We start from the raw sequence: 25,460 nt of genomic DNA, 5'->3' as shown, positions 1-25,460 counted from the left end.
TTAAATATTGGCTTCAATATCAAGTTGTTGCCTTAAATAGATGTTTAAATTTTCTTTTTTTATGCCTAAATAAGTGTTTATAGCTTTGTAATAATCTGTGTTAGTTTTACCACTATTTAAAAATTGACTTAGCAACTTCCATCCACCTTTTTCAAATATTTTTTTAGCAATTAATCCGCCAATTACATAATGATAGGATGTGATGTTGTCTATGTTTTTTAAAGTTAAAATTTCGTTTAAATCTATGTCTTTATGCAGTTTAAAATAGGTGTTAGCTTGTGTAATATGCCAAGATAAAGATTGACCACGACTACCACATAAAAATGTTGCAATTCCTTCTGAAGCCCAAAAATGAGAATTAGTATAGTTATGATCTATTAAGGCATGAAAAACTTCGTGTGTGTAATATTCGCCTAATCCACCACAATACACTTTATTACCAGATGCTTTACCTTTAGGCGTGTTATCACCGTTCATTCCTAAATAATAATCTATACCTTTTAGTTGTTGTATATTATCAAAATCTTCATCTAAATAATATTCTATGGTATTAGGAGTTACATTAAAATTTTTACAAGTTGAAATTATAAATTCATTTAATTTTAATGCTTTTTCATGATTAAATTTATGCGATTTTGGGTAGTAAAAATCTACAAATCCAACTGTAGTGCAGTCCCATTTTTTTCTGTTAATTGTTAAGGCATTGTACAACTTAAAAGTTCCGTTTTGTTCTATCACAACATAGTTTACGATAGCAAGGATATTAGGACTGTTATCGGGATTACAATAAGAGAACTGAACCTTGATTGTATAGTGGTTTTCTTTTTTTTTGATACTTAAAATATGAATTGGATAACCCATGTACAATGATGGTTCAAATTCGTTTTCTAAGAAATCAAAAGTGATATTTTCCTGTTGGACAGCAGTATTCCAATACGTGTTTTTTTCTTGGTTTTGCGGATTAGAGTTTAAGTAATCTTCCAACACAGATAATGCTTCGTGATAATCTGTGTTTAGATTATTAGTATCGAAATTATATGAAATACTTTGACCGTAAGTAAAGGTGTTTACAACAATTAACAGGAATAAAACTAGTTTCATGCTGTAAATTTAAATAAATCATAAAGAAGTTGTTATGAATTTTTTGATTTGAGTTTTTATAATGGTCTCTTAAATCCGTCAGTAATGGAAAAAGGTTAATGATTTTCGCCGTAATTGCGGTTAAATATTGTTAATAAACAGTTTTTACATCCCGACATAATCGGCTTTATTAATTTCTAAATTTCCAATTCGGTTATTTTTAATTTTTATTGAGTACCAAACAGTCCAAATGTTACCTGTATCAGGAACTCCTAAACTTGAATTCAAATACACTGTGTTTGCGTTAGTACTGTCTATTTCGGTTGTCAAAAGATTACATTCAGCGTAGAATTCAGGAATGAGTGAATTTTCAAAGGTAGCTCTATCGATTTGCATTTTGTCAACAATTGAGTCCGTTAAAAGTATTAAATCACTTATCATTTTGTGAGAATGGTCTAAATAAGTTTGTTCTCCGTTTTGAGATAAATTTCTAACAATCGAACTATCGTTTAAACTATAAGTTTTTACTTCAAGAGTATGTTTTAATTCAGATATTTTAAATTCTTCTTTACTAGAAATTGTGTCTAGAATTAAAGCCCAATAATTATGAATTGTATCCTTTTTCTTTTTAGAATGGATATTATCCGATCCCATTGTTATATCCGTGCTTGACTTAAATTCCGATTGAGTTTTGTCTGATTTATTGTGGACGCAACTTGATAGTATCGAAAATATTAAAATTAATAGTTGTTTCATAGTTGGGATTTAAAAAGTTTCGTAACGTTTTTGTGTAGGGCTAGTCGCAAAAAATCATCTATGATTTTTCGCGGTAGCAGAAAGATAGCAAATTGCAATGAAATTCCGCCGCAATTGAATTTATACATTGTTAGAAAATCGGCTTTATTTCAGTTTATCCATTGTTAAGTAAGCTTAATAAACTCGGTTAACTCATACGTAAACAATATTATCAAAATTGATAATTCGTTTTCATGTTTTTCTTTTTTTCTCAAAGTCAGTATGAAACAAACAATTGGAATTGCTATTAATAATTTCAGTACATTAGCGTAAGGATAGTGATTTAATTTCGAGAAAAACGAAACAAAAGCAAAAAGTCCTATAATCAAATTCAGCCATTTTCGTTTAAGTCCACTATAAATAACGAATATCAAGCTCAAAATTCCGAAACTGATAAACGAAATGTTTTTCAGAAGTTCATTTTCGATGAAGGACAGGATTAAACTAATAATTAGTCCAGCTAAAATTCCTACGATAAATTTCGGTTTAATTTTCTTAATGAGAAAATTCCGATTAAGATTCCAATTTCGATTATAATTTTTTACGAAGTTCATTTTCAGCTGTTTCTAACGTGTTTGTGTATAGTTTGTTGCTAAAAATCAGCTATGATTTTCCGTAGTAATACGAATATAGCGAATAAGATTGAAATTACGATTAGGATTTTCAGCCGCAATTAATTATACACGTTGTTACCCAACTTTATTTATCATTATGTTTATTCTTTTTTTCTTAAGCTCCACTTATTGTTTTCCACTAGGAATTTCATGCGTAGTTTCCACAATTTCGACTTTAGGATGTTCTTTAGTGTATTCATTTATTAATACCTCGCTTATTTTAGAGGCCTTATCTAAGTTATAAACAATATCCAACTCAAATATATGATTGATGTCTTTAATATCAATTAATTGAATCGTGAAACGATTTATTGTACGCCATTCTGGTACTATTTTTAATGATGCTGTCCAACGTAAATTTTGTAATTTATTAAATTTCGGTTGTAACTTATTTTTAAAAATATCCCATTTATTATCATTAACGTAATTTTTTATATTAGAAATTGAGTCTGCTTGCATAAGGTCTCTTGTAAAGTTATGCAACTCAATAAATCGCTTACGTTTTAACTTGTTTTCTTGATGCTGTATATTAAAAATAGCAAATAAACGATTATAATCTGAGCAGGCTTGTGAAAGATATAAATTTAGATATCCATCGTATAAATGATTTTTAATACCTTTCTTTTCCAATTTTTTCTGATGCCTAATACTTTCATTAGCTGGCTCAAGACCTTTTTTTATTGTTAACATACTTGCTTGTCTGGAATGCATGTCTTCTATTGCGGTTTCACTTTGTTCAATCTGTTGGCATATAAAATTAGCTTTAGAATTTAAATAAATGTCTGTTCCAGATTGAGCTTGTTGAGCAATTAATAATCCTGGAAGAAAAGGTAGAAGTAGTAGAAGTTTCATTTGGGTATTTTATTGATGTTTTAGATTGTGCTTATTTTCTGTGTTTAGTTTGAAGATAAAAAAATTAGTTCTATTTTTTGGGTTGGTCAAAATTACTTGCAACGGTCTTGTGTATGAAAAGTAGTGGATTTTTACCCACTAACTTTTCGGATTATAACTGACTTCTAATTTATTCATTTTGTTTCGATTAAGCGAATAAACCGCTATTTTTTATATACGTTGTTGTACACTGGCTTTTTTCCGTTCAGATTGTCATTCAGCGTTGGAAAAGACATACTCTTTTGCAATTTTGGGTTTGTGTTTTGGCTGTAGCGAATTGCAAATGTGTATGGCTTTAAGCGTTGGCTTTCATTTATTCACAATAAATTTAATTTTACAACATATAAACTAATCCTATTTCTGATGCTTTAAAGAGCTTGAAGATATTTCCAAAGTCCGTATAGGAAAAGGTATTACAATACCTTCTTCTTTAAAGCGTTTTTGTAAACATTGGATAAAAATATGACGGATTTTAAACTGATTTTCGTAAACATCTGTTGCTAACCAAACTTTCATATTTATACTGCTATCAGCAAACTCAAAAAATCTTACAGATGGTTCAAAGAGCTTTGGTAGTGGTGGAAATTCAGACAACACTTGCCTAGCAACTTCCAATGTAACTTGTTCCACTTGTTCTAAATCGCTATCATAATGCACTCCAACTATAATTTGAAAAAAGTGATTTTTTTGAAGGGTAAAGAAATTGGTTGTTATGGTACTAGATATTTTAGAATTTGGTATAATAACCACATTTTCTAAAAGCGTTTTTATCATTGTATTTCGCCAATTGATATCTAATACATAGCCTTCTTCACCAGAGTCTAATTTAATGTAATCACCTGGTTGCAATTGTTTAGCAGCCAAAATGTGCATTCCTGAAAATAAGTTACCTAAAGTGTCTTGTAAAGCTAATGCAACAGCAAGACCACCAACACCTAAAGCGGTTAAAATAGGTGCTATTTCAAGTCCAATTAAGTTTGAATAAACAATAAACCCTGTAATATAACATAGAATTCTAATAAGAATGTGGTATAATGAAGTTGTTTTAGTAAGTTTAGCCTTTGTATATCTGTCGTAGATAAATATGACAAACTCTGTAATGATATAAGTTACTGTAAATACATTTACGCTAATAACTATTTTATGAAACCAATCAGGCTTATTTGTCGTTATAGGTAACAACTCCAAAAGATTCAATAAAAGACCTATTGTAATAATAAATGATATATTTTTAAGTGACTTTAGTAATAATGCAAAATAGTTATAGTTTCTTTTTTGTATATATTTTACTAAAAATCCCAATATAGGTTTTAGTACAAAATACCCCAATAAACCTCCAATTATTAACGTAAAAATTAATAAAGAATAATAATTTAAAAACAATTCTTTCATTTAAACTCTGAATTTTCTAATAAGTCAATAAGTCTTATTTGTAATTTACTTACAAACATATTTTTTGGTGGTAAATTTTGCAACACAAGTTTAAAAGCTTGGTGGCTCAATTTAAAATCTTTAAATAGAAACCCATTTATTTGAGTATACACTGGAATGAAGTGTTGGTTAATATTCATATTGGCCATTTTCATTACTTCAATAGCTTCTTTTACAGCTTGGGAAATATCATCTTTACTTATACCTTTTTTTAACAAGTCGCTTGCTAAATAGTTCATTTGAGAAGCATAAACCATTTCTAAAAAATGGTTTAGTGTTTCACTATTGCTATTATAATTGTGTTTATATATTGTAACTTTCATTTTCTTTTTAATTTTGATGTTAACTTACAAGTTCTTTGAGTTGTTGCAAACTAACAACACCAGTTTGCCTCCAAATAGTATAACCATCTTTAAAAAGCATTAAAGTTGGTACACTTCTTACATTAAACCGTTGTGCGATTGATGGATTTTTATCAATATCAATTTTTATAATTCGAATATCGCTAGTTATTTTTGCTAACTCTTTTAATATTGGTGCTTGTGCTTTACAAGGACCGCACCATTCCGCAAAAAAATCAACTAAAACTGGTTTCTTATCCTTTATTAATGTATTAAAATTGCCTTTCATAACTTTAAATTTCAATTAAACAGTAGTTCTTCTTTTTTGAGTAGCCAAAGTTTGCAATCTCTTGAATAATTCTTCTTCCTCTTTAGACAGTGATTTAGGCAGTACAACTTCTATTTGTGCCAATAAATCGCCAAACGATTTGCTATTGTAAACTGGCATACCCTTTCCTTTTAAACGTAAGGTTTTACCATTTTGAGTACCTTTGGGTACGTTCATATTTACAATACCATTAATGGTTGGAATTTCTACTTTACCACCCAATAAGGCTGTATAGAGATCTATAGGCTTTTTGGTAATAAGATCGTTTCCTTTGCGTTGAAAGCGCATATCGTTTTGCACACGTAACACTATGTACAAATCGCCTGGGCTACCACCGTTTACTCCAGGTTGACCTTTTGCTTTTATTTTTAATTTTTGTCCGTCGTAAGAGCCTGGTTTTACAGTAATGCGTAATTTTTGTCCGTTAAGTTCAAAAGTACGTTTACTACCTTCATAGGCTTCAAGCAATGTAATTGGTATTTCGGCTTCTATATCGCTAACTTGAAAACTGCCTCTACCACGAGCAGATTGTCTTCTGCCAAAACCACTTGAACCGCTATTGCCGCCAAAAAAGGCGTAAAAAAACTTGAAAAACCGCTACCATCATCACCAAAAAACTCTGAAGGGTCTCCCTCGTAATAATAGGTGCGTCCGTTGCCGTTTTTTTGTTGGTTCGCGTAATGTTTCCAGTCACCACCAGCTTGCTCGTAGGCTTGCCAGTTTGCTCCCAAAGTGTCGTACTTTTCCCTTTTTTCAGGATTGCTCAATACTTCGTTAGCCTCATTGATTTCCTTAAATTTAGCCTCTGCAGTTTTATCATTTGGATTTTTATCTGGATGATATTTAGCAGCTAACTTACGATAGGCTTTTTTTATGTCTTTTGGTGTTACGTTTTTATCAACACCAAGTATTTTATAATAATCTTTGTATTCCATAACTCTTAAAAAAATTGGTGTCGTTATATTAATAATATTCTATGCTTATTATTACTTAAAACATTTTAATTCATATCTATTCTATTATCTAGGTTGGCAAATTATGTACCAACATAAATGTAGTATTACTAGTGTCAAAGACTCTAAAAAACTGATAATTTTAAATCTGAATAAATGCCAAAATGACATTATTCATAAATTTTTAGATGACAATATGACGCTTTTTTAATTGTTTTGTATATATAGAAATGAGTCGAATATATCATTTTAATTTTGGCATTCAATTTGCCTAGTGCATTTTGAAGTCAATCAAGATTTCACAATTTGTTTTAATGTTTAATTTAAATTTTTGTAATTATGAGCACTTTAGTTAATGTTCCTAAAAATGGAAGTTTATCAAATGTTAATTCAGGTTTAAACTATCCAACTTGGTCAAACTGGATCGATAGCTTTTTTAACAACGAGCTACCATCAGTATTTACTTCTAATTTTAACACTGGTATGACTTTACCAAAAGTTAATATTAAAGAAACTGGTGATGCGTATGTTGTAGAAATGGCTGTACCAGGACTCAAAAAGTCTGATTTCCAAATTGACCTAGACAACCACGTATTATCTATCTCTACAGAGATGAAAGAAGAAAATGAACAAAAAGAGGATAACTATACTCGTAGAGAATTTGGTTACTCTTCGTTCAAAAGAACTTTTACGCTTCCAGATAGTGTAGATGATAGTAAGATTGATGCGAAATACGAAGATGGTATTTTAAACATTCACTTACCTAAAAGAGAAGAGGCTAAACAAAAGCCAGCAAGAACCATAAAAATTTCGTAATTGGTTGGTTAGTTTTTTTTGATTGATTGAATTTGGGGTTGGTGTCCCAGCCCCTTACTTCTAAATTGTTTAACCTAAAATTTATTAAAAATGAAAGTATTTGGTAAAGAAGTGGGCAAAGCCATAAAATTCCCACCAATTATAGAAAAATTTACTGGTAAAGTTTTACCAAAACTAAAAGATGGAATTAATGAGTTGGTTTCCATACCATCAACCAACATTAGTGATGAGGAAACCGCTTTTGAGCTTTCCATTGCTTTACCAGGTTTAGATAAAAAAGATGTCACTATTGAGGTGCAAGGTAATGTCCTTATTATCAGTGGTGAAAAAACACAAAATAAAGAAATCAATGATAAATATTGGGTAAGACGAGAGTTTGTACGAAGTTCATTTTACAGAGCTTTTGATTTGCCATTAGACGCAGATGTTGACAGAATTAATGCAAAAATGAAAAATGGACTGTTGCAAGTTAAGATTGCAAAAAAGGAAAATGTGAATAAAAAACGTAGTTTAAAAGTTGCTTAAAAACATCTATTAAAAACTTCGGGTAAAATGAGAAATTTAGTATAAAAATTTAACTTAAAAAACTTGTTAACACTTGCTTTTATGGTCATTTCATTGCCATTTTATATAGTGTATTGGTTTGTAGATGAAAACCATAAAAAAATAAAATTTTCTTAATTACAAAAGGTTTAAACTTTAAAACTATTTAGAAATGAAAACATTCAGATATTTATTAATATTTATGCTTTCATCAGTTCTTGTAAGTTGCAATGCTCAAACTAAAACTGATAAAGTTGATAAAATAGAGGAAAAGCCTAAAATCGAACAACCTAAAGGTACTTGGAAAGTAGATAAAGAGTTTGACGAAAACGGAAACTTGATCAGATATGATAGTATTTATTCGTGGTCGTCAGGTGGTGAGTTTAAAGATTTACCGAAAATTGATAGAGATAGTTTGTTAAATAATTTTGAATCGAAGTTCTATAGACATTTTTCACAGTTTAAGAATGATGGATTTGAAGATATTTTTCAACCCGACTCATCATTTAGCAATCATTTTTTTAACGATGATTTTTTTAAAAGTGATTTTGGTGAGGACTTTATGGATATAGACAAAATAAGACAAAAAATGTTTAACAGACAGAAACATTTTTTAGAAAAATATCGCAAAGATTTTGAGAAAAAAAAGAGATAGCCTGTAATTAAAATACAGTATCTTAAAAACATAAAATGGGGATTAATTTGCCCCATTTTTGAATGAAATGATGATGAATTTAGATACTTTACAAAAGTCAAACGTAGGTCTTGTGCTTTCAGGTGGCGGTGTTAAGGGTATTGCTCATATTGGCTTACTAAGTGCCTTAATGGAACGTGATATTTTTCCAGAACACATCTCTGGTGTAAGTGCAGGTGCTATTGTTGGTGGTTTGTATGCAGATGGTGTTACTATTGATGATATGCTTACATTTTTTAAAGAAACACCATTACTAAAGTATAATTTTGTTACGTTAAACAAACCTGGACTGTTTGACACTGATAAGTATTTGCCTTTTTTCGAGTCATTTTTTTCAGGTTCAACCTTTGAAGATCTTGATAAGAGTTTAACAGTTGTTGCGACCAATTTACTCACTGGTAAGCCAACCTATTTTAATAAAGGGAAATTGTATTTACCGCTTTTGGCGTCGGCAGCATTACCACCTGTGTTTAGTCCTGTTACCATAGAAGACCAGATCTATGCAGATGGTGGTTTAATGAATAACTTCCCTGTAGAACCTTTACAAAACAATTGTGATATTATTATTGGTAGTTATACCACTTCTATGAAAACAGTAACAGCTAGTAACTTAAAAAGTTCACTACAAATTACTCAACGAGCAAATCTTTTAATGTTGCACGCAAATACGGTAGATAAACTTTGTGTCCCAGAGTTTTTGTTCGTTCCTAAAGGATTAGAAACCATTGGTGTTTTGGATAAAAAAGGTATAGGTAAAGCTTTTAACATAGGATATGATAGTGCCAATAGGGAATTGGATAAATGGATTGTGTAAAATGATTTATTATAAAGGTTTAAACAATTTTTAATTAACGATTATGGAAACTTTAGCAATTGGAATGTCGATGATATTACTGATTTATTTAGTTTTCCTGTACATCATCGATAAATATTTAATTTATGAGAACAAAATAAAAAAGAAAAAGACGTATTTCTTACAAAAGCTGTCGTCATTTTGGTCAGATGTTTTCAAAAGAATAAGTAGCAATCAAAATAAACGACAGTTTAATGTTTAAAAATTAAAACTACTAATAAAAAAGTCTCAAAGAATATTTCACTTTGAGACTTTTTTGTAAATGCTGTACAATAAAGTTAAATTATTTACTATTCTACAATTTGAACCATCTTGATTGTAGTTGGTAAAAACAGCTCTTTTGGTTTTTTGAGCGTTGGCTTTTGTGTCGGAAGAACCAAATGTGCTGTTTGTTCGGTTGGCTTTTCAGAGCTTGTGTACAACGGTCTCGTATAACCGTCAGTTACGGGATTAAAGTTAATAATTTTCGGTTAAGCACTGACGTTAGCAATTCCGAGTGGATTCGGACGTGGTCGAATCCGCCGTAATTGCGGTTATACATTGTTGTACGCTGGCTTTTCATATTATTATAATTAATTTCTTTCCGTTAACTTTTGCCTCTACAAGCTGTAAATTATTACTCCTTCTAAAAAGAAATCTATTTTTTCCCTTTTTCAGCTCTTTCTTAACTAGAAGCTTTGTGCTATGACCTTGCAGAAGATGATTTAATTCAAATTCAATATTCTTTTCAATTTCCGATTTCAATTTGACAACTATTTTTCCTTTTCTCCTTTTTATCTCAATGTTTTTTAATTCAGTTATTTCGTTCAATACTGGTTTATCAGGACGATTGATTAGTACAAAACCAAGATTACATCTTTGAGGATAGATTTCATCGGATTCGCAAAGAGATTGCGTAATGTTAAAATTTTCAGCTGGAATTAATTTTAAATTCTCAATTTGTTTATCAGAAAAGTCATTGGCAATTGAAAAAGCTCCACCATCAATTACTATTGTAAGCCAAAAGTCAATTTCACTTTGTTCCGATTCTTGCTCACATTTGACTCTGTTGATGATTTTGTTTTTACGCTCTTCAGCATTGAGCTCTTTAATTTCTGTAATCCATTTTTGTGATTCCTCGTAATTTTTAAAATCTCCACTGTTATTTTGTCCAAATGAAACTTGACTAAATATTATAAATAGAATGAAGATTTTAATGTTATTCATGGGTTTTCACAGCTTGGGTACAACGGTCTCGTATAACCGTCAGTTATGGGATTAAAGTTAATGATTTTCGGTTAAGAACTGGCGTTAGCAATTCCGAGTGGATTCGGACGTAGTCGAATCCGCCGCAATTGAATTTATACATTGTTACCCAACGTTTTTATTTTATTTTTCCAAGTTTTTTTCCAATCAGAAGCAAAATCATAGTCAAAATTCCAATCCCGATAAAAAAATATCCACCATATTTATCTTTGTTTCCTCTTATGAAGTATGCCTCTCCATTTTTGTCTATAAATTGAACAGTTTTATTTAAACTCAAGTTTTGATTCTTCTGCAAAGGTGTTTTGTCAGCATAATAAACTGTAATTTTATCTCCAATTTTCAGTTTGTCTATTTGTTCAAACTTAGGACTAAAATCACCTGTCCGCTTTCCAATAAATAAATCAAAAACTAGTTCGTAATCAGTTATGTGAATAAATCGGTGGTCTCTCTTTTTTAGATTCCCAAATGTATTTTCTAAAAAATCTATTTTTCCAGTTATGTTATTAAATTCATTTTTTTCTTTTCCACTTCTAACGGATAAATAAATTCCAAATCCAATTATTACAATACATCCTAAAATAAGTTTGTTAAATATTTCTTTTGGGGCTTTTTTTGTCATTTAAGTTCAGTTCTTCAAATGTTGGGTAACGGTCTCGGCTATGAGTAGTTGCGTGGTTTAGCACTTAACTTTGCAAGTATACACCAAACTGAAAATCCGCGAGGATTTTCAGAAGTAGGCGAGAACAAGCAATTACTTATAGCCATTGTTGTGTGCAGTTTTTTTTATTTCAGTCGTTTTTTAATATCCATTCGTTGGTGTAAAATTCTAACAATTTCCACGATATCATTTTCCACTTTTCTATAAAAAATTAAATGGGATTTTATTTTAGTCACTCGATAATTCTTTCGAGTTTGTTCCGCTGACTTTCCAGTCATAAAGTTGTCAGCTATAAATTCAATTTCCGTAATTATCAAGTCGTAATATCTGTCAGCTTGTTCTTTAGACCATTTATTGAGCGTATAAATCCAAATTTTATCTAAATCCTCAATCGCTTGTTGACTTATGCGATATTTGTTTTTGCTCATAAGTGTTTACGATGTAATTCTTTCAGATGTTGTTTTGGGTCAAAATTTTCAACAAATCCACTATTTTCCCCAACCTCGAGAGCTTTAATCAGTTCCCTTTCCTTTTTTTCTTCACGTTCTAACAAACGTAAAGCAGAACGAATTACTTCGCTAACCGAACCATATCTTCCAGAATTTACTTCTTCTCTTATAAAATCCTCAAAATGATTTCCGAGTGATATTGATGTGTTTTTTCCCATTTTGACTATATTTTTGCTCAAATATACCAAATCTTGGTAACGTAGCCAAATTGCACACAACGTGTTTGGCTATGATTTCGTTGCGGAAAATCATAGCTGATTTTCCGCCGTAACCGAAAGATAGCAAATTGCAATGAATTCCGATTAGGAATTCAGCCGCAATGAGCTATACACGTTGTTAGGCACAGTTATTTTAATTCAAATTTTTCTTTGTCAATTTCCTTTTCAGTCAATTCAATCGCCAAGTAAGTTATTTTAAATTCCTCTGTTTCGATCGAGAATTTTAGATAAGGTCTTTTGGCAAGCTCATAATATTCATTCAGATAAAAGTCGTTGTGGTCAGAATATAATTCGGGATTGATTTTCGGACTTTCTGAATTATAGCAATAATTTAAAGTCACATTTTGATTGAATTTGCTAATTGCTTTAAACTCATAACACTCACAATCTAAATCCAATATTTTCTGATTTTTGATTTTCCCTTTATTTAATAATTTCAGAGAGTTTTCTTTTGTGTCTAAAGAGTCAATTTGAGAACTGTTTTTATTCGTAAAATAGAGTTTAGCTTTATTCGCGAAGTAATATTGAGAATCAGCTCCGAATTCAGCACTATTCAGATGAACTCTGCGAAAGTTTCCATTTCTCGAGTAGTACATTAACAAACTATCTCCATATTTGTCATTCAACTGTTTTTGAAATCCGTCTGGCGCTAATTCTGTTGTTGTTATTTCAGTTGAGAACTTTATAATTCCCTCAAAATTATTCTGTCCATTTGAAGAGCAACTTGCTAAAATCAAAAAAGTTAATATTAATAATTTGTTCATTTTTTCTAATTGTGCCTAACGGTCTCGTATAACCGTCAGTTACGGGATTAAAGTTAATGATTTTCGGTTAAGTACTGACGTTAGCAATTCCGAGTGGATTCGGACGTAGTCGAATCCGCCGTAATTGCGGTTATACATTGTTGCCATTAGTACTTTTATTTCCATTTCCAATTCAGTTCGTCAACATATTCAGCTCCTAATTCGGTCACACGTTTTTTAAATTCCGTTTGATTTTCGATTGAGTGTTTTGGGACAATCAGAGATAAATCAGTTGTTAATTTTATGAAGAAATGTTCTTTCGTTTCAATCAGTTCTTTGAGTTCAGTTCCGTTTATTTTACTTTCAGATGTAAAATCTTTGGCATTCACAAAATTTTCATCAAAGTCAATTTTCACAGGTTTGTTAATTCGATTTTTATAATTTTCCTCAACGTGTTTTTGAAAATGTTTTTTATATCTCCTTTTAGAATACATTGGATAAAACACAAACCATAAAATTCCAATTCCAGCGAATACGATTCCAATTCCGTTATCTCCGTTTTTATTCGCTAAATAAAGTCCAAATAGAACATAAATGATTGGTACGATTATTCGAGAACGAAATCTTCTTTTTTTATGCAATTCAGATTTTGAAGAAGTATAAAGCTGATATTCTAAAAAATCCGAGTTTGTAAGTTGATAGTTTATAGTCATTTCGTATTAATGGCAACGTGTTTGTGTATAGTTTGTTGCGGAAAATCAGCTATGATTTTCCGATGTATCACGAATATAGCTCATTGCGGCTGAATTTCCGATAGGAAATTCAGCCGCAATGAGCTATACACGTTGTTGGCAATAGTATTTTTATTCAACGAGATTTCCATTTTCATCCCATTGTTTATATTCCTTTGTGTTAACGTTTTTAATTGATTGGATATTACCATTTGGATAATATCTTTTATGAATTCCAATTTCCTCTCCATTTAGAAATTCTAATTCATATTCTAAATTTTTATTACCAAATCTGCTGATACATTCGCCATTTGGCAATCCGTCAACAAAAGTTTGTTGATATGCTATTTCTCCATCGTTAAATTTTGATGTAATTGTTCCATTGAACAGAGATTTATTATTATTGAATAAGACAAATTTAGAATTAGAATATCCGCTGAAAGATTCTTTTCCGTTCTCATTAAAGTATTCTACAATCGTTAGGCTGTCAGATTTTACAGAATAATTTGTTTTAATCTTTCCGTTTAAATAGTAGTCGATATATAATTTGTCAGAACGTTTTAATTGAGGTTCGCCATTTAAATAAAATTCTGTAAAACTACCATCGGTGAAATCATCGATTTTCGTTCTGTTTCCATTTTCGCCGTAATTTGTACTTTGTTTTATTGAATTTCCATTATCGTAGAAACGTTTCCATTTAATCTGTCCATTTTCATACCAATCAGTGCATTCTCCGTGAACTTGAGAATTTTTTACTGGAATAATTGATTTCTTTTTTCCACTTTCATAAAAAAAGACTCGAATATCTTCTATTTCCGATTTCACAAACCTCAATCTTTCGATGGTGTTATTTGCAGAAAAAGATGTATCGATTTTACTAAATTCATCCGCTTTAATATTCAGATTATTTAATTCAATTTCGACAACGCTTTTTTCTTTTTGACAGGAAATTGAAAAGGTCAAAAAAATCAGAATAATTAATATTTGGTAGGTCTTGTTCATATTATTGCCAACGGTCTCGTATAACCGTCAGTTACGGATTTAAAGTTAATGTTTTTCGGTTAAGCACTGACGTTAGCAATTCCGAGTGGATTCGGACGTAGTCGAATCCGCCGTAATTGCGGTTATACATTGTTGTAGTGCGTTTTTATTTTTCAGTTTTCTTTTTCATTTTTTTCTGCTACAGCCCATTTTTTAATTTGTTCGTTTAAATCTCTGAATCCAATTCCGCCAAGTATCATTCCAATAGGCATTCCGATTAAAGTTCGCCAAAATTCTTTCGGATTTCGTCTATAGTCAGGAAGATAAGCCCAATATAAAAAGCCTCCGAAAAGTATTATTAAAACAGAAATGATTATGAATTTAGTCATATTTTTATTTTAGAGGCTAAACATTTTTATTATTACAAAAGACAAAATTCCAATTGAGGGAATTGATAATCCAATTAACACTAATTTTTTATTTAAGTTAGTCCAAGTTTTCCAGTGTTTTATTGTTCGTCCGATTACAGCAAATCCAAGTCCAATAGCAATTGCCATTGAAGGTAGAAAAAACGTAAAGTTAAAACCGAAATTATGTGGTGCGTAACCTTTCTTTATTCCAAATAAAGGTACTCTAAATTCGTTTATCAAAAGTGCTATAATTAAAATTCCTAAACTAGAAAACGCCATTCGAGTCGTCCATTTAATTTTCTTTATATGTCTTTGTGATAATTTCAATTATGATGTTTGGTCAAATGTGTTACAACGGTCTCGTATAACCGTCAGTTAGGGGATTAAAGTTAATAATTTTCGGTTAAGCACTGACGTTAGCAATTCCGAGTGGATTCGGACGTAGTCGAATCCGCCGTAATTGCGGTTATACATTGTTGTGCGTTCGTTTTTTTATTTTTTTAGTTCAAGGTATTTCCAAATATTAAATTTCGAGTTTTTCATTTGTCTATTTTGTTTTTTGTACTGTTCGTCTAATTCCTCACAAGACTTAATATTTACTTTTTCTCTATCTGTTACTACAATTCCATAATGATTTCCAATATTTGAGTCTATTCTTTCAAATTTACCTAGTGAAATCATTTTCTCAATTATTCGAACTCCATCAGCATAATCTTCATAAATGTCAACTGGTAAAGGTTTATAACTTGGTGTTGATTTAATATACTTTGTGAAAAAGTATGGGTCCAAGTCTCCAAACTCTAATCCAAAAACTAAAGGAACTTCTATAATTTGTCCTGTTGTTATATTTTCAAATCCGCAATGAAATCCGTGTACAAAGTATTTCCAGTTTTCTACTTTACCAATTTGTTTTTTTCCAGATTTTAGTATGTTAAAAGTACCTAAAGGAAAATCTTCATTTAACTTTAAGTTAAGCTTATTAACAAGCTTAAAAAGTAATTCCTTTCCTAATTGTCTATAGTCTTTTGCGCATTGTTCAAAGAAGTCCTGGTTGCTTTCAATTTCCTCATCTGTTATTAGTTTTGCTACATATATTTCGGGCTGAATAGTATGAATACCAACTTGGAATCCTAAAAGTTCTTTTTTTAGATTTTCTCCAATTTTTTCTCTTTTACTTTTAAGCTCATTCTCAAAAATAAGCTTCAATGTTCTTTCTCTTGGAATTGATTTAATTCTTTCGAGTGATGGCAATTCCTCAATTGAGTTTATTGAAATTATGTCAGTTTTTCTAATCAATGATTTAGGGTTTTCGTAAATGACGCACAACGGTATCGTATAACCGTAAGTTACGGATTAATATGCGTTAATTTTCGGTTTGGCACTGACGTTAGCAATTCCGAGTGGATTCGTACGTAGTCGAATCCGCCGTAATTGCGGTTATACAATGTTGTGGTGTCGTTTTTTTTACTTTTAATAGTCAAACTTATAAGAATTTGTTGTTTTTATTTTTGTCCAATTTTTAAATTCAAAGTTCACAATTACTTCTTGAGTTCCGTGGATTTTTTCTTTAAACTCAAAGCTTTCTTGATATGAAATTCCATATTTATTTAGGACTTCATCAATTTTGTTTTTTTCCAGTTCCGCTTTTTTATGTTCTTGTCTATATTTATTCAGTTTAGAGTAAGCAACTCCCAGAAATGAAAATCCAACTGCAATCATTCCAATTTTCAAGTACCATAGATATAAGCTAAATATTTTCCAGTCAGATAAAAAGTACCCAAGAAGTATTAAAAGAAAACCAATAATTATTGTGCCGTAGAAAGTCAGATGTGTTGACTTTTGGTTTCTGCGGATTATTTCCAATTCGAGATTAGCAATTTCTAACTTTTCTTGAAATTTTTTATCAAGATTGATTTTAGAACAAGTGTTGTTAAAGTCAGGTTTTTTATTGGTCAGTTTGCAGGTAATTCCTTTTTCAAGACTCGTTATTTGGTTTTCGCATAAATTACAATGTCGTGAAAAATTCATTAAAAATTCAGTTCGGTTTTAGTCAATTTTTGATTCCAGCGTTCGTTTTGGTAAATGCACCACAACGTGTTCGTGTATAGTTTGTTGCAGAAAATCAGCTATGATTTTCCGTAGTAATACGAATATAGCGAATAAGAATGAATTTCCGATAGGAAATTCAGCCGCAATTAATTATACACGTTGTTCTACGCAGTTTTTATCTAATTAATATTTTTCCATAATATCCATTTGTAATTTCAATTAGCTTTCCTGTTAAAGCACTAATTTTAATTATTTCCAAAACTCCGTGCTTTTTCCCATCCAAATCAATTTCTTGAGTTTTCTTGTTCCAAATCTCATAGATATATTCACTTTTTTTATTGTCAAATTTGAGTTTAGGATTTTCTCTCCCAAATTCCGTTTTCGTTAAGTGTTTATCTCCGATTAATTTGGCTTTCTCGACTGAAATAAAATCAGAAGGTCTTTTTTCCCAAACAAATTTTGGAATGAAATCCAGTTCAATTGGTTCGTAAAGTTCAAGCTGTTTATTGATTTTAACCCAAACACCAGAACGAATTCCGTCGACTTCTGGATAATTAAAATGCCAAAACACTAATATTGAAGTCCAATTTTTTCTAATTCGGCGGTTTTTTTTGAGCAGTTTTGAGTTTTCAAATCCAAATCTATTCGCAGGTAGTTTGTAATAAGATATATTTTCAGTCGGTTCGAAATATTGGAATAAATCCTCTCCAAAAGCTTCTCTTAAATACTTTTCGGACAAGTCCTTTATTTCTTCCGTTTTTAATCGTTGGGCGTTAAGTCCAAGCGAAAGAAAAAGTAAAAGGATGAAAATCGAATAGTTTCTGTTCATTTGTTTTTGTCCAAAATTCAGCAATTCCAGATTTGATTAAAAGTCAGAATGAGTAAACTTCCGTTTTCGTTTAGACAAATGCTCGTTTCAAATTGCGTAGAACGTGTTCGTGTATAGTTTGTTGCGGAAAATCAGCTATGATTTTCCGTCGTATCACGAATATAGTGAATAAGAATGAATTTCCGATAGGAAATTCAGCCGCAATGAGCTATACACGTTGTTGTAGCAAGTTATTTTTCTTTTAACTTTTCTATTTTCCGAATTTCTTTTTCGCTATTAAATTTCAGAAGCCATTCTTGAGGAATATAACTCTGGAAAAATTGCCATTTGTCAGATTTCAAATCCTCTTTTTTGAGTTTTTTCAGAATCATATTCAGATGGTCAATATTCCAAGACCAAAATTCTATATTTCTTATTTCGGTTTTTAGCCAGAAATCAAATTCTTTCAGTTCACTCCAATTTAGCTCAGTTCGGTATGTGCAATTCAGACATACAAGATTCCATTTTTTTTCAAAATCAGAAATATCCATAAAATGCTCAATTCCGTCGGGAACATTTTGATTAGTAGCAATCATTCTAGATTCGCATTTTTCACATTCAAGTTCAACTATTTTTGGATAATGCTTGTGAGCATATCTTACATGAGTTTTTCCTCCATTATCGATTGAACTATTCATTCTTTTAATTTGCTACAACGGTTTGGCTATGGTTTCGTTGCGTGAAAATCCGCGAGGATTTTCCGCCGTAAACCGAAGATAGCAAATTTGCGAGGACTTTCCGAAAGGAAAGTCAGAAGCAATGAACTATAGCCGTTGTTGTGTACAGTTTTTATTTTAAATATTCTATTAATGAGTTCAGTTCGTTTTCGGAATAATCAAAGTTGTGACTATTCCCCGCATTGTTAAATTCCTCTTTTAATTTTATTGCATAAATGTCTTTTGATTTTACTAATGAATCCTGTTTGGTTAGAAACAGTTTAAAATAGTCAATTCCGACATTTTCTATAGTCCGTTTTATGTATTCGTTTCCGATTGTCGAACGTCTTTTGTGGCAAACATTGCAGTCAGCAGTAAAAATTTCTTTTCCACGGTCAAATTCAGGCGTTGTCTTTTCGGTTTTAACTGCTGTTGGCTGATAATCAGTTTTCTTTTGGTCAAATTCCGTTATTCCATTTTTTCTAATCACAAAGATGAAAAGTCCAATGAGTAAAATCAGAATTACGCTTGTGGAAATTAAAATCCGAATTATTAATTTTCTCGGGTTTTTCATTCAGATTTGGGTTTTCTCAAATTGTAAACAACGGTCTCGTATAACCGTCAGTTACGGTTTTAAAGTTAATGATTTTCGGCTTAGTACCGACGTTAGCAATTCCGAGTGGATTCGGACGTAGTCGAATCCGCCGTAATTGCGGTTATACATTGTTAGGTGTAGTTTTTTAATCGAGTTCTTTTATTTTACGTTCTATTGAAAGTCTAAATTTTCTCAATTCAGTCGGTAAGTTTTCAGTTTCGAATTCATAATCATCAATCGTAATTTCTTTCTTTATAATTCCATCGCTTATTTCCACTATCAGTTTGTCTTCATTTTTATTTCCAGTAGTATAAAATCCGTTTAGATTTTTATCAAGTATTTCATTTGGTACTTGGACAATTAAATCTTTTACAAGTTCAAATTTCTCTTGCGACAATAACTCACCGACGAAAGTATATCCATTTTTAGTATATCTTTCAATGTGCCATATCTCTCTTTTATCCACTAATAATTCCGAGCGCGTTAGTTTGTAAATTTCATAAGCGCCATAGTTATCACTGAAGAATCTTCCAAAAATAAGATATTCTAAACCTTCAAGATTAGGTTTCTGTATGTTTTTAAAAATTCTATTTAACCACTTAAGCATATTCAGAATTTGTTCAATTGTCGGGATTTGGTTTAAATTACACCTAACGTTCTCGGCTATGAGTAGTTGCGTGGTTTAGCACTTAACTTTGCAAGCACACACCAAACTGAAAATCCGCAAGGATTTTCAGAAGTAGGCGAGAACAAGCAATTACTTATAGCCATTGTTGCCATTAGTTTTTTTTCATTTTTATTGTCAAAAATTCAGTTGAATCCGTTTCAATTCCGCTTGAGTAAATTGGAATCAGATTTTTGTTTTTAATCATATATTTTTGGGTTCTTTTTCCCCATCTTTTTTCTTTTACTTCCTCATCCAAAAGTATAATGCTGTCTTTTATTTTGTAAATCCCTCTGTCAATTGTTGTCCATTCGTAATCTCTTGTTCGCAACATATATTTTCCGTCTTTCAATAGTCTTAATTCAGTTCCAAAAGTATCCATTGCAATAAATTCAGGCTCTTTTTCAAAAAAGTCTTTTGGAAACCAAAACGAACTAATTGCTATAAAAGTAGAAAGCAAGAGAAAAGTCAGAATGATTTTAGCTTCTCGAACTTCAGTTTTTTTGCTAATTTTTTTTCCTTGTTTTACAATTTTGTAAATGAATATTGTAATTCCAAGAATTAAAAAGAAGACATATTTAAAAAAGTCAACTAATCCACCAAAAGAACCTTCAGTTCTTAATTCCGATTTTAGAACCAAAAAAAGGATAATTCCGATTGGAAAAAAAGCTCTAAAAATTGATTTGTAGTTCATTTTTCAAATTAATGGCAACGGTCTCGGCTATGTATAGTTGCGTGGTTTGGTTACTAATTTAGCAAAAGTTCTTGAACCAGAGGAAAATCTGTAGGATTTTCCGAGTAAGCACGAACCAAGCAATTATTTATAGCCATTGTTGGCAAATCGTTTTTTTAATTAAGTAATTTTTTAATTTTCCGCTCTATTTTCTTGAATATATTAAAAGTGAGTACATCATTTATATATTCAACTATACCATTCTGGTCAATTATAATATTATATGGGTAGTACTGAATTTTAAATTTATCTATAATTTTTTTGCCGTTAGGAATTATTTTGTAGTTAAGTTTTTGATTTTGAAGGAATTTTATCAATGAGTTTTTATTATTCCAAGTTACAGCAAAAAACTCTACAGGTTTTCCTTCAAATTCTTTTTTTAATTTGTTCAAATCAGGAAATTCTTCTACACATGGCTTACACTGAATAAACCAAAAGTTTAATACTATAATTTTGCCTTTTAAAGAGTTAAGATTATAATTTTTCCCATTAATATCTTCAAAACTTAGTTCAGTTAATGTCGAACCATCAATTTGTTTTTTTTGTTCTTTTTTTTCTTTTTGGATTATTTTTAAACTGTCTTCATCTATTCGAGTTCTATTTTCCTGACCATATATTTGTGAAAAAGAAATAGTTATAATTAAGAGAATTAATTTCGCTTTCATAATTTTCAAATGTTTGCCAACGGTCTCGTATAACCGTCAGTTACGGGATTAAAGATAATGATTTTCGGTTAAGCACTGACGTTAGCAATTCCGAGTGGATTCGGACGTAGTCGAATCCGCCGTAATTGCGGTTATACATTGTTGGCAGTTCGGTTTTTTTATCCGATTTCAAATATGTCATTAATAATTCGGTTGACCGTATTCTTTGTTCTTGGGACACTGTCGGTTTCCAAATATTTTTTTAGACCGTTTGCAATTCTGTCGAGTTTAGGTTTGTCCATAAGTTTTGGGTTTATTTCTCTCATCCAAAGTGACTGATTTAATCTTTCTCCAAGAGTTGTGCAAAACATTGTAGCATCAAGAGCAACCAAACTCCAAGGTCGTCCCATTTTAAGCCACTTTTCCGCTCTTTCCCAAGTGAAATTTGAGCTTGCAGATAAATGTCCCCAAGCTTGTGTTACATTTTCCACTCTTTGCACATTTTGTTCTACCCAATCTAAAACAGGTTCATATTTCAGGAAATTAAGCGGAACCATAAATTCAGTCAGATATTGATTCTCACAAGCGTTCAGTTCGGACGTGATTAGTTCAAAAGCATTTTTAGTATCGTGCTTTTCTATTATTCCTTCCATTCGAATTTGAAAATTTTCTACTTTTTCTCTATCGTACATAAGAGTGAGTTTAACTGACTGCCAACGTGATTGTGTATTGTTTGTTACGGAAAATCAGCAATGATTTTCCGCTGAGAACTAAAATAGTAAAAAGTTAGGAATTTCCGCAAGGAAATTCCGCCGTAATGAATAATACACGTTGTTAGCTTTTGTGCAAAACTCCGCTTAAGGATTCATTACGTTTTACTCATTTTAGTTTTTATTCGTTTCAAGAGTAAGCATTCCGTAAACTGGCTAAAACTCTGATCAATGCGATTCCGATTTGAGTGATTGATTCAGAAGCTGATTCTCAGATTCAGATTCCGCAAACGAGCTAAAAAGTCAGTCGTGGTTAAATTTCGCATTTGAGTAAGTTATTCAGTTACGCTTACCAAGTTCCGTTAATTTTGAAGTTCCGCACACAATTTTTCGGAATTATCTGCCTTAAGATTCTAAAAAAAAATCAGGAAAATTAACCAGGCATTTTTTCTGACCGTAAACTTGCTCATGCATTGAAGCTAACGTGTTTGTGTATGGTTAGTTGCGTGGTTAAGCAACTAATTTAGCAAACTTTTACGAACCCGAGAAAATTCCGCAGGAATTTTCGCAAGTAAGCACGTAAAAAGCAATTAATTATACACGGTGTTGTAACTAGTACTTTGTTTTTTAAGGTCTCCAATGTTCGTTAACAGGTTCAGTTTTTCCAATGTTTCCGAAGTCAAATGTAAGTCCACCACTATTTTCCTCTCCGATTTTCAGGCAAATTATTATGAGAAATATTTCATTTATACTTTCTTGGTCATTTGTAATTATTCTGATTTTATCATGATAAAAAATTTCTACAAGTGATTCATCTATTTCGGCAATTTGCTTTCCATTTTTAAATATTGATTTCTTTCGTCCTTTATGAATTTTAAGTTCATATATGTTTTCTTCAAATGCCATTTCGTAAAGTGAATGCCATTTGTTTTTTGCTGTAAGTATAAAGCTCTGTCTGTAATTGTTCTCTATAAAATAAGACATATTCCATTTCCAAATATTCCATTTTCGGACTATTGAATAAATGAGATTTTCATTGCGATGTATTTCGGCTTTAAATTTTCCAAATAGAGAAGACCAATTTCCGCTCAATATTATTCGACTATCTCCTTTTTTTGAAAGCTGAAAGTTATTGTCAAATTGTTCAATTAGAAATTCCATTTGCGGTTTTTTGGGTATTAGTTACAACGGTTTGGCTATGGTTTGTTGCGTGAAAATCCGCGAGGATTTTCCGCCGTAAACCGAAGATAGCAAATTTGCGAGGACTTTCCGAAAGGAAAGTCAGAAGCAATGAACTATAGCCGTTGTTGTGTACAGTTTTTATTTTAAATATTCTATTAATGAGTTCAGTTCGTTTTCGGAATAATCAAAGTTGTGACTATTCCCCGCATTGTTAAATTCCTCTTTTAATTTTATTGCATAAATGTCTTTTGATTTTACTAATGAATCCTGTTTGGTTAGAAACAGTTTAAAATAGTCAATTCCGACATTTTCTATAGTCCGTTTTATGTATTCGTTTCCGATTGTCGAACGTCTTTTGTGGCAAACATTGCAGTCAGCAGTAAAAATTTCTTTTCCACGGTCAAATTCAGGCGTTGTCTTTTCGGTTTTAACTGCTGTTGGCTGATAATCAGTTTTCTTTTGGTCAAATTCCGTTATTCCATTTTTTCTAATCACAAAGATGAAAAGTCCAATGAGTAAAATCAGAATTACGCTTGTGGAAATTAAAATCCGAATTATTAATTTTCTCGGGTTTTTCATTCAGATTTGGGTTTTCTCAAATTGTAAACAACGTGTTTGGCTATGATTTGTTGCGGAAAAATCCGCAGGATTCTTTCCGCCGTAGCCGAAAGATAGTAAATTGCAATGAAATTCCGATAGGAATTTCAGCCGCAATGGATTATAGCCGTTGTTAGCAGCTGCTTTTAGTCAAATTCAATTTTCTCATTATTTCGTTCAGCCCAATCAATAATCAGTTGCTTAATTCTTGATTTATCCTCTTTTTTTAAATCCGATTTTGTAGGTAAGCACCAATGATTTTCAGCCTCAAACCATAATCTCATTCCACCAACCTCTAATTCCCACTCAAATTCAATTAGTTTTCCATTTTCTACAAAGTAGATATATCCATTTCTTCCTTTATTCGAGAAATGTATTCCGTTTTCAGTCAGTAATTTTTCAATTCCGTCTTTTTTTCTTCTTTCCGTTTTCCATTCCTCATTTAGCTTTTCGGAAATATGTACTTGAAAATTATTTTCACTGACTTTATAGGTTGTCCAACCAAAAGGTAACTTGTAGTCCAAACCTGCTAAAGTCTTTTTCGACTGCTTTTTACAATAAGAACTAACTTTGTCCATTCCAATTATATTGGCAGCTCTACCTAATTCAGTCCAGAATTCCTCTGAAAAATAGTGCTCGGTTTCATCTGCCAATTCAACAAGACTTTCCAAAGCAAGCCCAAATTCATTTATTTCATAAAATTCAATACTGTTTTGAAATTGTCTATGGTTTTTATAGAATTCAGGAATGTAGTCAATCATTCGCTTTATTATCTTTTTAGGCGATGATTCCACTCTTTTATTTCTTATGAAGCTAAATATTCCCAATGTTCGTTCAAGTTGCTGCTAACGGTCTTGTATAACCGTCAGTTACGGATTTAAAGTTAATAATTTTCGGTTAAGAACTGACGTTAGCAATTCCGAGTGGATTCGGACGTAGTCGAATCCGCCGTAATTGCGGTTATACATTGTTAGCCACTGGCTTTTTTCTTTTATAATAAAAAAGATACATAATCCCTGGAACTATAATATTTATTAATGTATTCAATATAGTATTCTCACTTGATAACAATAAAATTACTGAAGTAATAAGAGAAATAATAACCATATAAAACACAACTTTAGTTTTTGCCTTAAATCCAAAATTTACAAGTAAATTAGATATTAGAACTAGTAATGTTGCAAACTGAAAGATTGTCGGAATAATTGGATTAGGCTCTTTAATCAATCCATATTCATTAGAAGTTAATTCTATTCTCAAATCATTAAATTTTTTATCTAAATCTGATAATTTTCTGATTTTGTTTTTCCATTCATAAACAACGTAGTTTTGAGTTTTATATGATTCATCGTAAGGATTGTCTTGTGGTTGATAGTTTATAGATAAAAGAGTGTCCTTTGCTTTATTGATTTCGTCTAATTCGTTACTAGCTAGTAAAAAATTGTTGAATGTTCTTCCAAATTTTGAAGCGTTTTCAGTATTTGCGTATTTATTTAAAGAAATTCTTAAAGAATCTCTTTTCACTAATAATTTGGTCAAGATTGAGTCATTGATTATTTTAGAACTAAGGTTATTAATAGTTCTAACCTTTCTTGGTAATACATATCCATACATTACATTTAGATATTTGAATGAATAAATATGCTCAGCATTGATTTTGGTATAAATTTCTTTATATGTCTCAATACTGTCAGTAAGTTTAATGGATTCTAATTGAATATCTCTTAATTTTGACTCCCATATTTCAAAATCAGATTTAGTAAGTTGATTAAGTAGAGTCTTATACTCAACTTCACATTTTTCTAAAAATTTATCGGGTTCAATTTCTTGGGCAAAAAGAAGTGAATTATAGACAAAAATCAGAATGATGGTTAATTGTATTCTCATTTTTTTCAGCTTGTGGCTAACGTGTTCGTGTATAGTTTGTT

Annotated in this window: 34 protein-coding genes; 4 read left to right on the top strand and 30 right to left on the bottom strand. The window is 31.0% G+C overall.

Annotation, left to right across the window (positions count from 1 at the left end):
- The 8 genes from IFB02_RS02905 to IFB02_RS14000 form a co-directional block, all read right to left on the bottom strand.
- A complete protein-coding gene (locus IFB02_RS02905) occupies positions 1 to 1,101 on the bottom strand; it encodes a hypothetical protein (protein ID WP_106687009.1) in 1,101 nt (366 codons plus the stop codon).
- Positions 1,102 to 1,245: 144 nt separating this feature from the next.
- Entirely contained in the window at positions 1,246 to 1,734 is a 489-nt protein-coding gene (locus IFB02_RS02900) for a hypothetical protein (RefSeq protein WP_106687010.1), read from the bottom strand.
- 881 nt (positions 1,735 to 2,615) lie between these two features.
- Positions 2,616 to 3,341: a hypothetical protein gene (locus tag IFB02_RS02895; RefSeq protein WP_106687012.1), complete on the bottom strand. Its 726-nt coding sequence runs from the start codon at positions 3,339 to 3,341 to the stop codon at positions 2,616 to 2,618.
- 393 nt (positions 3,342 to 3,734) lie between these two features.
- Positions 3,735 to 4,772, bottom strand: a complete 1,038-nt coding sequence (locus IFB02_RS02890; protein ID WP_106687013.1) for a mechanosensitive ion channel family protein — start codon at positions 4,770 to 4,772, stop codon at positions 3,735 to 3,737.
- Complete coding sequence (locus IFB02_RS02885) at positions 4,769 to 5,134, bottom strand: hypothetical protein (protein ID WP_106687014.1); 366 nt, start codon at positions 5,132 to 5,134, stop codon at positions 4,769 to 4,771. Before IFB02_RS02885 ends, IFB02_RS02890 begins: the two co-directional genes overlap by 4 nt.
- 19 nt (positions 5,135 to 5,153) lie before the next feature.
- Complete coding sequence (gene trxA / locus IFB02_RS02880; protein WP_317173492.1) at positions 5,154 to 5,456, bottom strand: thioredoxin; 303 nt, start codon at positions 5,454 to 5,456, stop codon at positions 5,154 to 5,156.
- Positions 5,457 to 5,948 (bottom strand): J domain-containing protein, encoded by a 492-nt coding sequence (locus IFB02_RS14005; RefSeq protein WP_191073029.1) that lies wholly within the window; start codon positions 5,946 to 5,948, stop codon positions 5,457 to 5,459.
- 20 nt (positions 5,949 to 5,968) lie between these two features.
- Positions 5,969 to 6,415 carry a DnaJ domain-containing protein gene (locus IFB02_RS14000; RefSeq protein WP_191073028.1) on the bottom strand — a complete coding sequence of 149 codons (447 nt, stop codon included), beginning with the start codon at positions 6,413 to 6,415 and terminating at the stop codon, positions 5,969 to 5,971.
- Between the two features lie 357 nt (positions 6,416 to 6,772).
- Between IFB02_RS14000 and IFB02_RS02865 the strand changes: the two genes are divergently transcribed.
- From IFB02_RS02865 to IFB02_RS02850, 4 genes are all read left to right on the top strand, one after another.
- Positions 6,773 to 7,249 (top strand): Hsp20/alpha crystallin family protein, encoded by a 477-nt coding sequence (locus tag IFB02_RS02865; protein ID WP_106687015.1) that lies wholly within the window; start codon positions 6,773 to 6,775, stop codon positions 7,247 to 7,249.
- A 90-nt stretch (positions 7,250 to 7,339) separates the two neighbouring features.
- On the top strand, positions 7,340 to 7,774 hold the full coding sequence (locus IFB02_RS02860) for an Hsp20/alpha crystallin family protein (protein WP_106687016.1): 435 nt from the start codon (positions 7,340 to 7,342) through the stop codon (positions 7,772 to 7,774).
- A gap of 190 nt (positions 7,775 to 7,964) precedes the next feature.
- Positions 7,965 to 8,447, top strand: coding sequence for a hypothetical protein (locus IFB02_RS02855; RefSeq protein WP_191073027.1), 483 nt, complete (start codon positions 7,965 to 7,967; stop codon positions 8,445 to 8,447).
- Between the two features lie 67 nt (positions 8,448 to 8,514).
- A complete protein-coding gene (locus tag IFB02_RS02850; RefSeq protein ID WP_317173491.1) occupies positions 8,515 to 9,300 on the top strand; it encodes a patatin-like phospholipase family protein in 786 nt (261 codons plus the stop codon).
- Between the two features lie 597 nt (positions 9,301 to 9,897).
- On the opposite strand, the gene IFB02_RS02845 is transcribed toward IFB02_RS02850, so the two are convergent.
- The 22 genes from IFB02_RS02845 to IFB02_RS02740 all read right to left on the bottom strand — a co-directional run bounded on the left by IFB02_RS02845 (position 9,898) and on the right by IFB02_RS02740 (position 25,419).
- The gene (locus tag IFB02_RS02845) at positions 9,898 to 10,545 is read right to left on the bottom strand and encodes a hypothetical protein (protein WP_106687019.1); all 648 of its coding nucleotides are present in this window, start codon (positions 10,543 to 10,545) and stop codon (positions 9,898 to 9,900) included.
- A 157-nt stretch (positions 10,546 to 10,702) separates the two neighbouring features.
- Positions 10,703 to 11,203 carry a sortase family protein gene (locus tag IFB02_RS02840; protein WP_106687020.1) on the bottom strand — a complete coding sequence of 167 codons (501 nt, stop codon included), beginning with the start codon at positions 11,201 to 11,203 and terminating at the stop codon, positions 10,703 to 10,705.
- A 164-nt stretch (positions 11,204 to 11,367) separates the two neighbouring features.
- Positions 11,368 to 11,670 (bottom strand): type II toxin-antitoxin system RelE/ParE family toxin, encoded by a 303-nt coding sequence (locus IFB02_RS02835; protein WP_062623211.1) that lies wholly within the window; start codon positions 11,668 to 11,670, stop codon positions 11,368 to 11,370.
- Positions 11,667 to 11,909 carry a type II toxin-antitoxin system ParD family antitoxin gene (locus IFB02_RS02830; protein WP_028284019.1) on the bottom strand — a complete coding sequence of 81 codons (243 nt, stop codon included), beginning with the start codon at positions 11,907 to 11,909 and terminating at the stop codon, positions 11,667 to 11,669. The genes IFB02_RS02835 and IFB02_RS02830 overlap by 4 nt, the downstream gene beginning before the upstream one ends.
- Positions 11,910 to 12,097: 188 nt before the next feature.
- Complete coding sequence (locus IFB02_RS02825; RefSeq protein WP_106687022.1) at positions 12,098 to 12,733, bottom strand: hypothetical protein; 636 nt, start codon at positions 12,731 to 12,733, stop codon at positions 12,098 to 12,100.
- A gap of 155 nt (positions 12,734 to 12,888) precedes the next feature.
- A complete protein-coding gene (locus IFB02_RS02820; protein ID WP_106687023.1) occupies positions 12,889 to 13,425 on the bottom strand; it encodes a YcxB family protein in 537 nt (178 codons plus the stop codon).
- Between the two features lie 150 nt (positions 13,426 to 13,575).
- Positions 13,576 to 14,445, bottom strand: coding sequence for a toxin-antitoxin system YwqK family antitoxin (locus IFB02_RS02815; protein WP_106687024.1), 870 nt, complete (start codon positions 14,443 to 14,445; stop codon positions 13,576 to 13,578).
- 152 nt (positions 14,446 to 14,597) lie between these two features.
- A complete protein-coding gene (locus IFB02_RS02810) occupies positions 14,598 to 14,813 on the bottom strand; it encodes a hypothetical protein (RefSeq protein ID WP_106687025.1) in 216 nt (71 codons plus the stop codon).
- A gap of 9 nt (positions 14,814 to 14,822) precedes the next feature.
- Complete coding sequence (locus IFB02_RS02805) at positions 14,823 to 15,161, bottom strand: hypothetical protein (RefSeq protein ID WP_223878867.1); 339 nt, start codon at positions 15,159 to 15,161, stop codon at positions 14,823 to 14,825.
- 165 nt (positions 15,162 to 15,326) lie between these two features.
- Positions 15,327 to 16,040 (bottom strand): DUF6896 domain-containing protein, encoded by a 714-nt coding sequence (locus IFB02_RS02800; RefSeq protein WP_191073026.1) that lies wholly within the window; start codon positions 16,038 to 16,040, stop codon positions 15,327 to 15,329.
- Between the two features lie 264 nt (positions 16,041 to 16,304).
- Positions 16,305 to 16,862, bottom strand: coding sequence for a hypothetical protein (locus IFB02_RS02795; protein ID WP_106687026.1), 558 nt, complete (start codon positions 16,860 to 16,862; stop codon positions 16,305 to 16,307).
- A gap of 196 nt (positions 16,863 to 17,058) precedes the next feature.
- Positions 17,059 to 17,712 carry a hypothetical protein gene (locus IFB02_RS02790; protein ID WP_146131240.1) on the bottom strand — a complete coding sequence of 218 codons (654 nt, stop codon included), beginning with the start codon at positions 17,710 to 17,712 and terminating at the stop codon, positions 17,059 to 17,061.
- 230 nt (positions 17,713 to 17,942) lie between these two features.
- Complete coding sequence (locus IFB02_RS02785) at positions 17,943 to 18,389, bottom strand: hypothetical protein (protein WP_106687028.1); 447 nt, start codon at positions 18,387 to 18,389, stop codon at positions 17,943 to 17,945.
- 151 nt (positions 18,390 to 18,540) lie between these two features.
- On the bottom strand, positions 18,541 to 18,981 hold the full coding sequence (locus IFB02_RS02780) for a c-type cytochrome (RefSeq protein WP_106687029.1): 441 nt from the start codon (positions 18,979 to 18,981) through the stop codon (positions 18,541 to 18,543).
- Between the two features lie 166 nt (positions 18,982 to 19,147).
- Positions 19,148 to 19,609: a hypothetical protein gene (locus IFB02_RS02775; protein ID WP_106687030.1), complete on the bottom strand. Its 462-nt coding sequence runs from the start codon at positions 19,607 to 19,609 to the stop codon at positions 19,148 to 19,150.
- 172 nt (positions 19,610 to 19,781) lie between these two features.
- The gene (locus IFB02_RS02770) at positions 19,782 to 20,360 is read right to left on the bottom strand and encodes a hypothetical protein (protein WP_191073025.1); all 579 of its coding nucleotides are present in this window, start codon (positions 20,358 to 20,360) and stop codon (positions 19,782 to 19,784) included.
- A 155-nt stretch (positions 20,361 to 20,515) separates the two neighbouring features.
- Positions 20,516 to 21,064, bottom strand: coding sequence for a TlpA family protein disulfide reductase (locus IFB02_RS02765; protein ID WP_191073024.1), 549 nt, complete (start codon positions 21,062 to 21,064; stop codon positions 20,516 to 20,518).
- 158 nt (positions 21,065 to 21,222) lie between these two features.
- Entirely contained in the window at positions 21,223 to 21,735 is a 513-nt protein-coding gene (locus tag IFB02_RS02760) for a hypothetical protein (RefSeq protein WP_191073023.1), read from the bottom strand.
- A gap of 645 nt (positions 21,736 to 22,380) precedes the next feature.
- Positions 22,381 to 22,914: a hypothetical protein gene (locus IFB02_RS02755; RefSeq protein WP_106686641.1), complete on the bottom strand. Its 534-nt coding sequence runs from the start codon at positions 22,912 to 22,914 to the stop codon at positions 22,381 to 22,383.
- Between the two features lie 159 nt (positions 22,915 to 23,073).
- Positions 23,074 to 23,514, bottom strand: coding sequence for a c-type cytochrome (locus tag IFB02_RS02750; protein WP_106687029.1), 441 nt, complete (start codon positions 23,512 to 23,514; stop codon positions 23,074 to 23,076).
- 164 nt (positions 23,515 to 23,678) lie between these two features.
- The gene (locus tag IFB02_RS02745; RefSeq protein WP_191073022.1) at positions 23,679 to 24,293 is read right to left on the bottom strand and encodes a hypothetical protein; all 615 of its coding nucleotides are present in this window, start codon (positions 24,291 to 24,293) and stop codon (positions 23,679 to 23,681) included.
- 199 nt (positions 24,294 to 24,492) lie between these two features.
- The gene (locus IFB02_RS02740) at positions 24,493 to 25,419 is read right to left on the bottom strand and encodes a hypothetical protein (RefSeq protein ID WP_191073021.1); all 927 of its coding nucleotides are present in this window, start codon (positions 25,417 to 25,419) and stop codon (positions 24,493 to 24,495) included.
- Between the last annotated feature and the right edge of the window lie 41 nt (positions 25,420 to 25,460).

Origin of the sequence: Mesoflavibacter profundi (assembly GCF_014764305.1) — a bacterium.
GTDB lineage: Bacteria > Bacteroidota > Bacteroidia > Flavobacteriales > Flavobacteriaceae > Mesoflavibacter > Mesoflavibacter profundi.
The sequence above is the reverse complement of the archived record's forward strand: the minus strand, read 5'-3'. Positions and strand labels throughout refer to the sequence as shown.

Excerpts from the sequence above, each read along its gene's own strand:
- IFB02_RS02855 (WP_191073027.1), top strand. The coding sequence starts at position 7,965 with ATGAAAACATTCAGATATTTATTAATATTTATGCTTTCATCAGTTCTT.
- IFB02_RS14000 (WP_191073028.1), bottom strand. The coding sequence starts at position 6,415 with ATGGAATACAAAGATTATTATAAAATACTTGGTGTTGATAAAAACGTA.
- IFB02_RS02815 (WP_106687024.1), bottom strand. The coding sequence starts at position 14,445 with ATGAACAAGACCTACCAAATATTAATTATTCTGATTTTTTTGACCTTT.
- IFB02_RS02825 (WP_106687022.1), bottom strand. The coding sequence starts at position 12,733 with ATGAACAAATTATTAATATTAACTTTTTTGATTTTAGCAAGTTGCTCT.
- IFB02_RS02890 (WP_106687013.1), bottom strand. The coding sequence starts at position 4,772 with ATGAAAGAATTGTTTTTAAATTATTATTCTTTATTAATTTTTACGTTA.
- IFB02_RS02820 (WP_106687023.1), bottom strand. The coding sequence starts at position 13,425 with ATGACTATAAACTATCAACTTACAAACTCGGATTTTTTAGAATATCAG.
- IFB02_RS02790 (WP_146131240.1), bottom strand. The coding sequence starts at position 17,712 with ATGAACAGAAACTATTCGATTTTCATCCTTTTACTTTTTCTTTCGCTT.
- IFB02_RS02845 (WP_106687019.1), bottom strand. The coding sequence starts at position 10,545 with ATGAATAACATTAAAATCTTCATTCTATTTATAATATTTAGTCAAGTT.
- IFB02_RS02840 (WP_106687020.1), bottom strand. The coding sequence starts at position 11,203 with ATGACAAAAAAAGCCCCAAAAGAAATATTTAACAAACTTATTTTAGGA.
- IFB02_RS02765 (WP_191073024.1), bottom strand. The coding sequence starts at position 21,064 with ATGAAAGCGAAATTAATTCTCTTAATTATAACTATTTCTTTTTCACAA.
- IFB02_RS02740 (WP_191073021.1), bottom strand. The coding sequence starts at position 25,419 with ATGAGAATACAATTAACCATCATTCTGATTTTTGTCTATAATTCACTT.
- IFB02_RS02750 (WP_106687029.1), bottom strand. The coding sequence starts at position 23,514 with ATGAAAAACCCGAGAAAATTAATAATTCGGATTTTAATTTCCACAAGC.
- IFB02_RS02885 (WP_106687014.1), bottom strand. The coding sequence starts at position 5,134 with ATGAAAGTTACAATATATAAACACAATTATAATAGCAATAGTGAAACA.
- IFB02_RS02830 (WP_028284019.1), bottom strand. The coding sequence starts at position 11,909 with ATGGGAAAAAACACATCAATATCACTCGGAAATCATTTTGAGGATTTT.
- IFB02_RS02755 (WP_106686641.1), bottom strand. The coding sequence starts at position 22,914 with ATGGAATTTCTAATTGAACAATTTGACAATAACTTTCAGCTTTCAAAA.
- IFB02_RS02895 (WP_106687012.1), bottom strand. The coding sequence starts at position 3,341 with ATGAAACTTCTACTACTTCTACCTTTTCTTCCAGGATTATTAATTGCT.
- IFB02_RS02860 (WP_106687016.1), top strand. The coding sequence starts at position 7,340 with ATGAAAGTATTTGGTAAAGAAGTGGGCAAAGCCATAAAATTCCCACCA.
- IFB02_RS02795 (WP_106687026.1), bottom strand. The coding sequence starts at position 16,862 with ATGAATTTTTCACGACATTGTAATTTATGCGAAAACCAAATAACGAGT.
- IFB02_RS02850 (WP_317173491.1), top strand. The coding sequence starts at position 8,515 with ATGATGATGAATTTAGATACTTTACAAAAGTCAAACGTAGGTCTTGTG.
- IFB02_RS02905 (WP_106687009.1), bottom strand. The coding sequence starts at position 1,101 with ATGAAACTAGTTTTATTCCTGTTAATTGTTGTAAACACCTTTACTTAC.
- IFB02_RS02780 (WP_106687029.1), bottom strand. The coding sequence starts at position 18,981 with ATGAAAAACCCGAGAAAATTAATAATTCGGATTTTAATTTCCACAAGC.
- IFB02_RS02785 (WP_106687028.1), bottom strand. The coding sequence starts at position 18,389 with ATGAATAGTTCAATCGATAATGGAGGAAAAACTCATGTAAGATATGCT.
- IFB02_RS02745 (WP_191073022.1), bottom strand. The coding sequence starts at position 24,293 with ATGATTGACTACATTCCTGAATTCTATAAAAACCATAGACAATTTCAA.
- IFB02_RS02775 (WP_106687030.1), bottom strand. The coding sequence starts at position 19,609 with ATGCTTAAGTGGTTAAATAGAATTTTTAAAAACATACAGAAACCTAAT.
- IFB02_RS02770 (WP_191073025.1), bottom strand. The coding sequence starts at position 20,360 with ATGAACTACAAATCAATTTTTAGAGCTTTTTTTCCAATCGGAATTATC.
- IFB02_RS02865 (WP_106687015.1), top strand. The coding sequence starts at position 6,773 with ATGAGCACTTTAGTTAATGTTCCTAAAAATGGAAGTTTATCAAATGTT.
- IFB02_RS02810 (WP_106687025.1), bottom strand. The coding sequence starts at position 14,813 with ATGACTAAATTCATAATCATTTCTGTTTTAATAATACTTTTCGGAGGC.
- IFB02_RS02900 (WP_106687010.1), bottom strand. The coding sequence starts at position 1,734 with ATGGGATCGGATAATATCCATTCTAAAAAGAAAAAGGATACAATTCAT.
- IFB02_RS02835 (WP_062623211.1), bottom strand. The coding sequence starts at position 11,670 with ATGAGCAAAAACAAATATCGCATAAGTCAACAAGCGATTGAGGATTTA.
- IFB02_RS02760 (WP_191073023.1), bottom strand. The coding sequence starts at position 21,735 with ATGTACGATAGAGAAAAAGTAGAAAATTTTCAAATTCGAATGGAAGGA.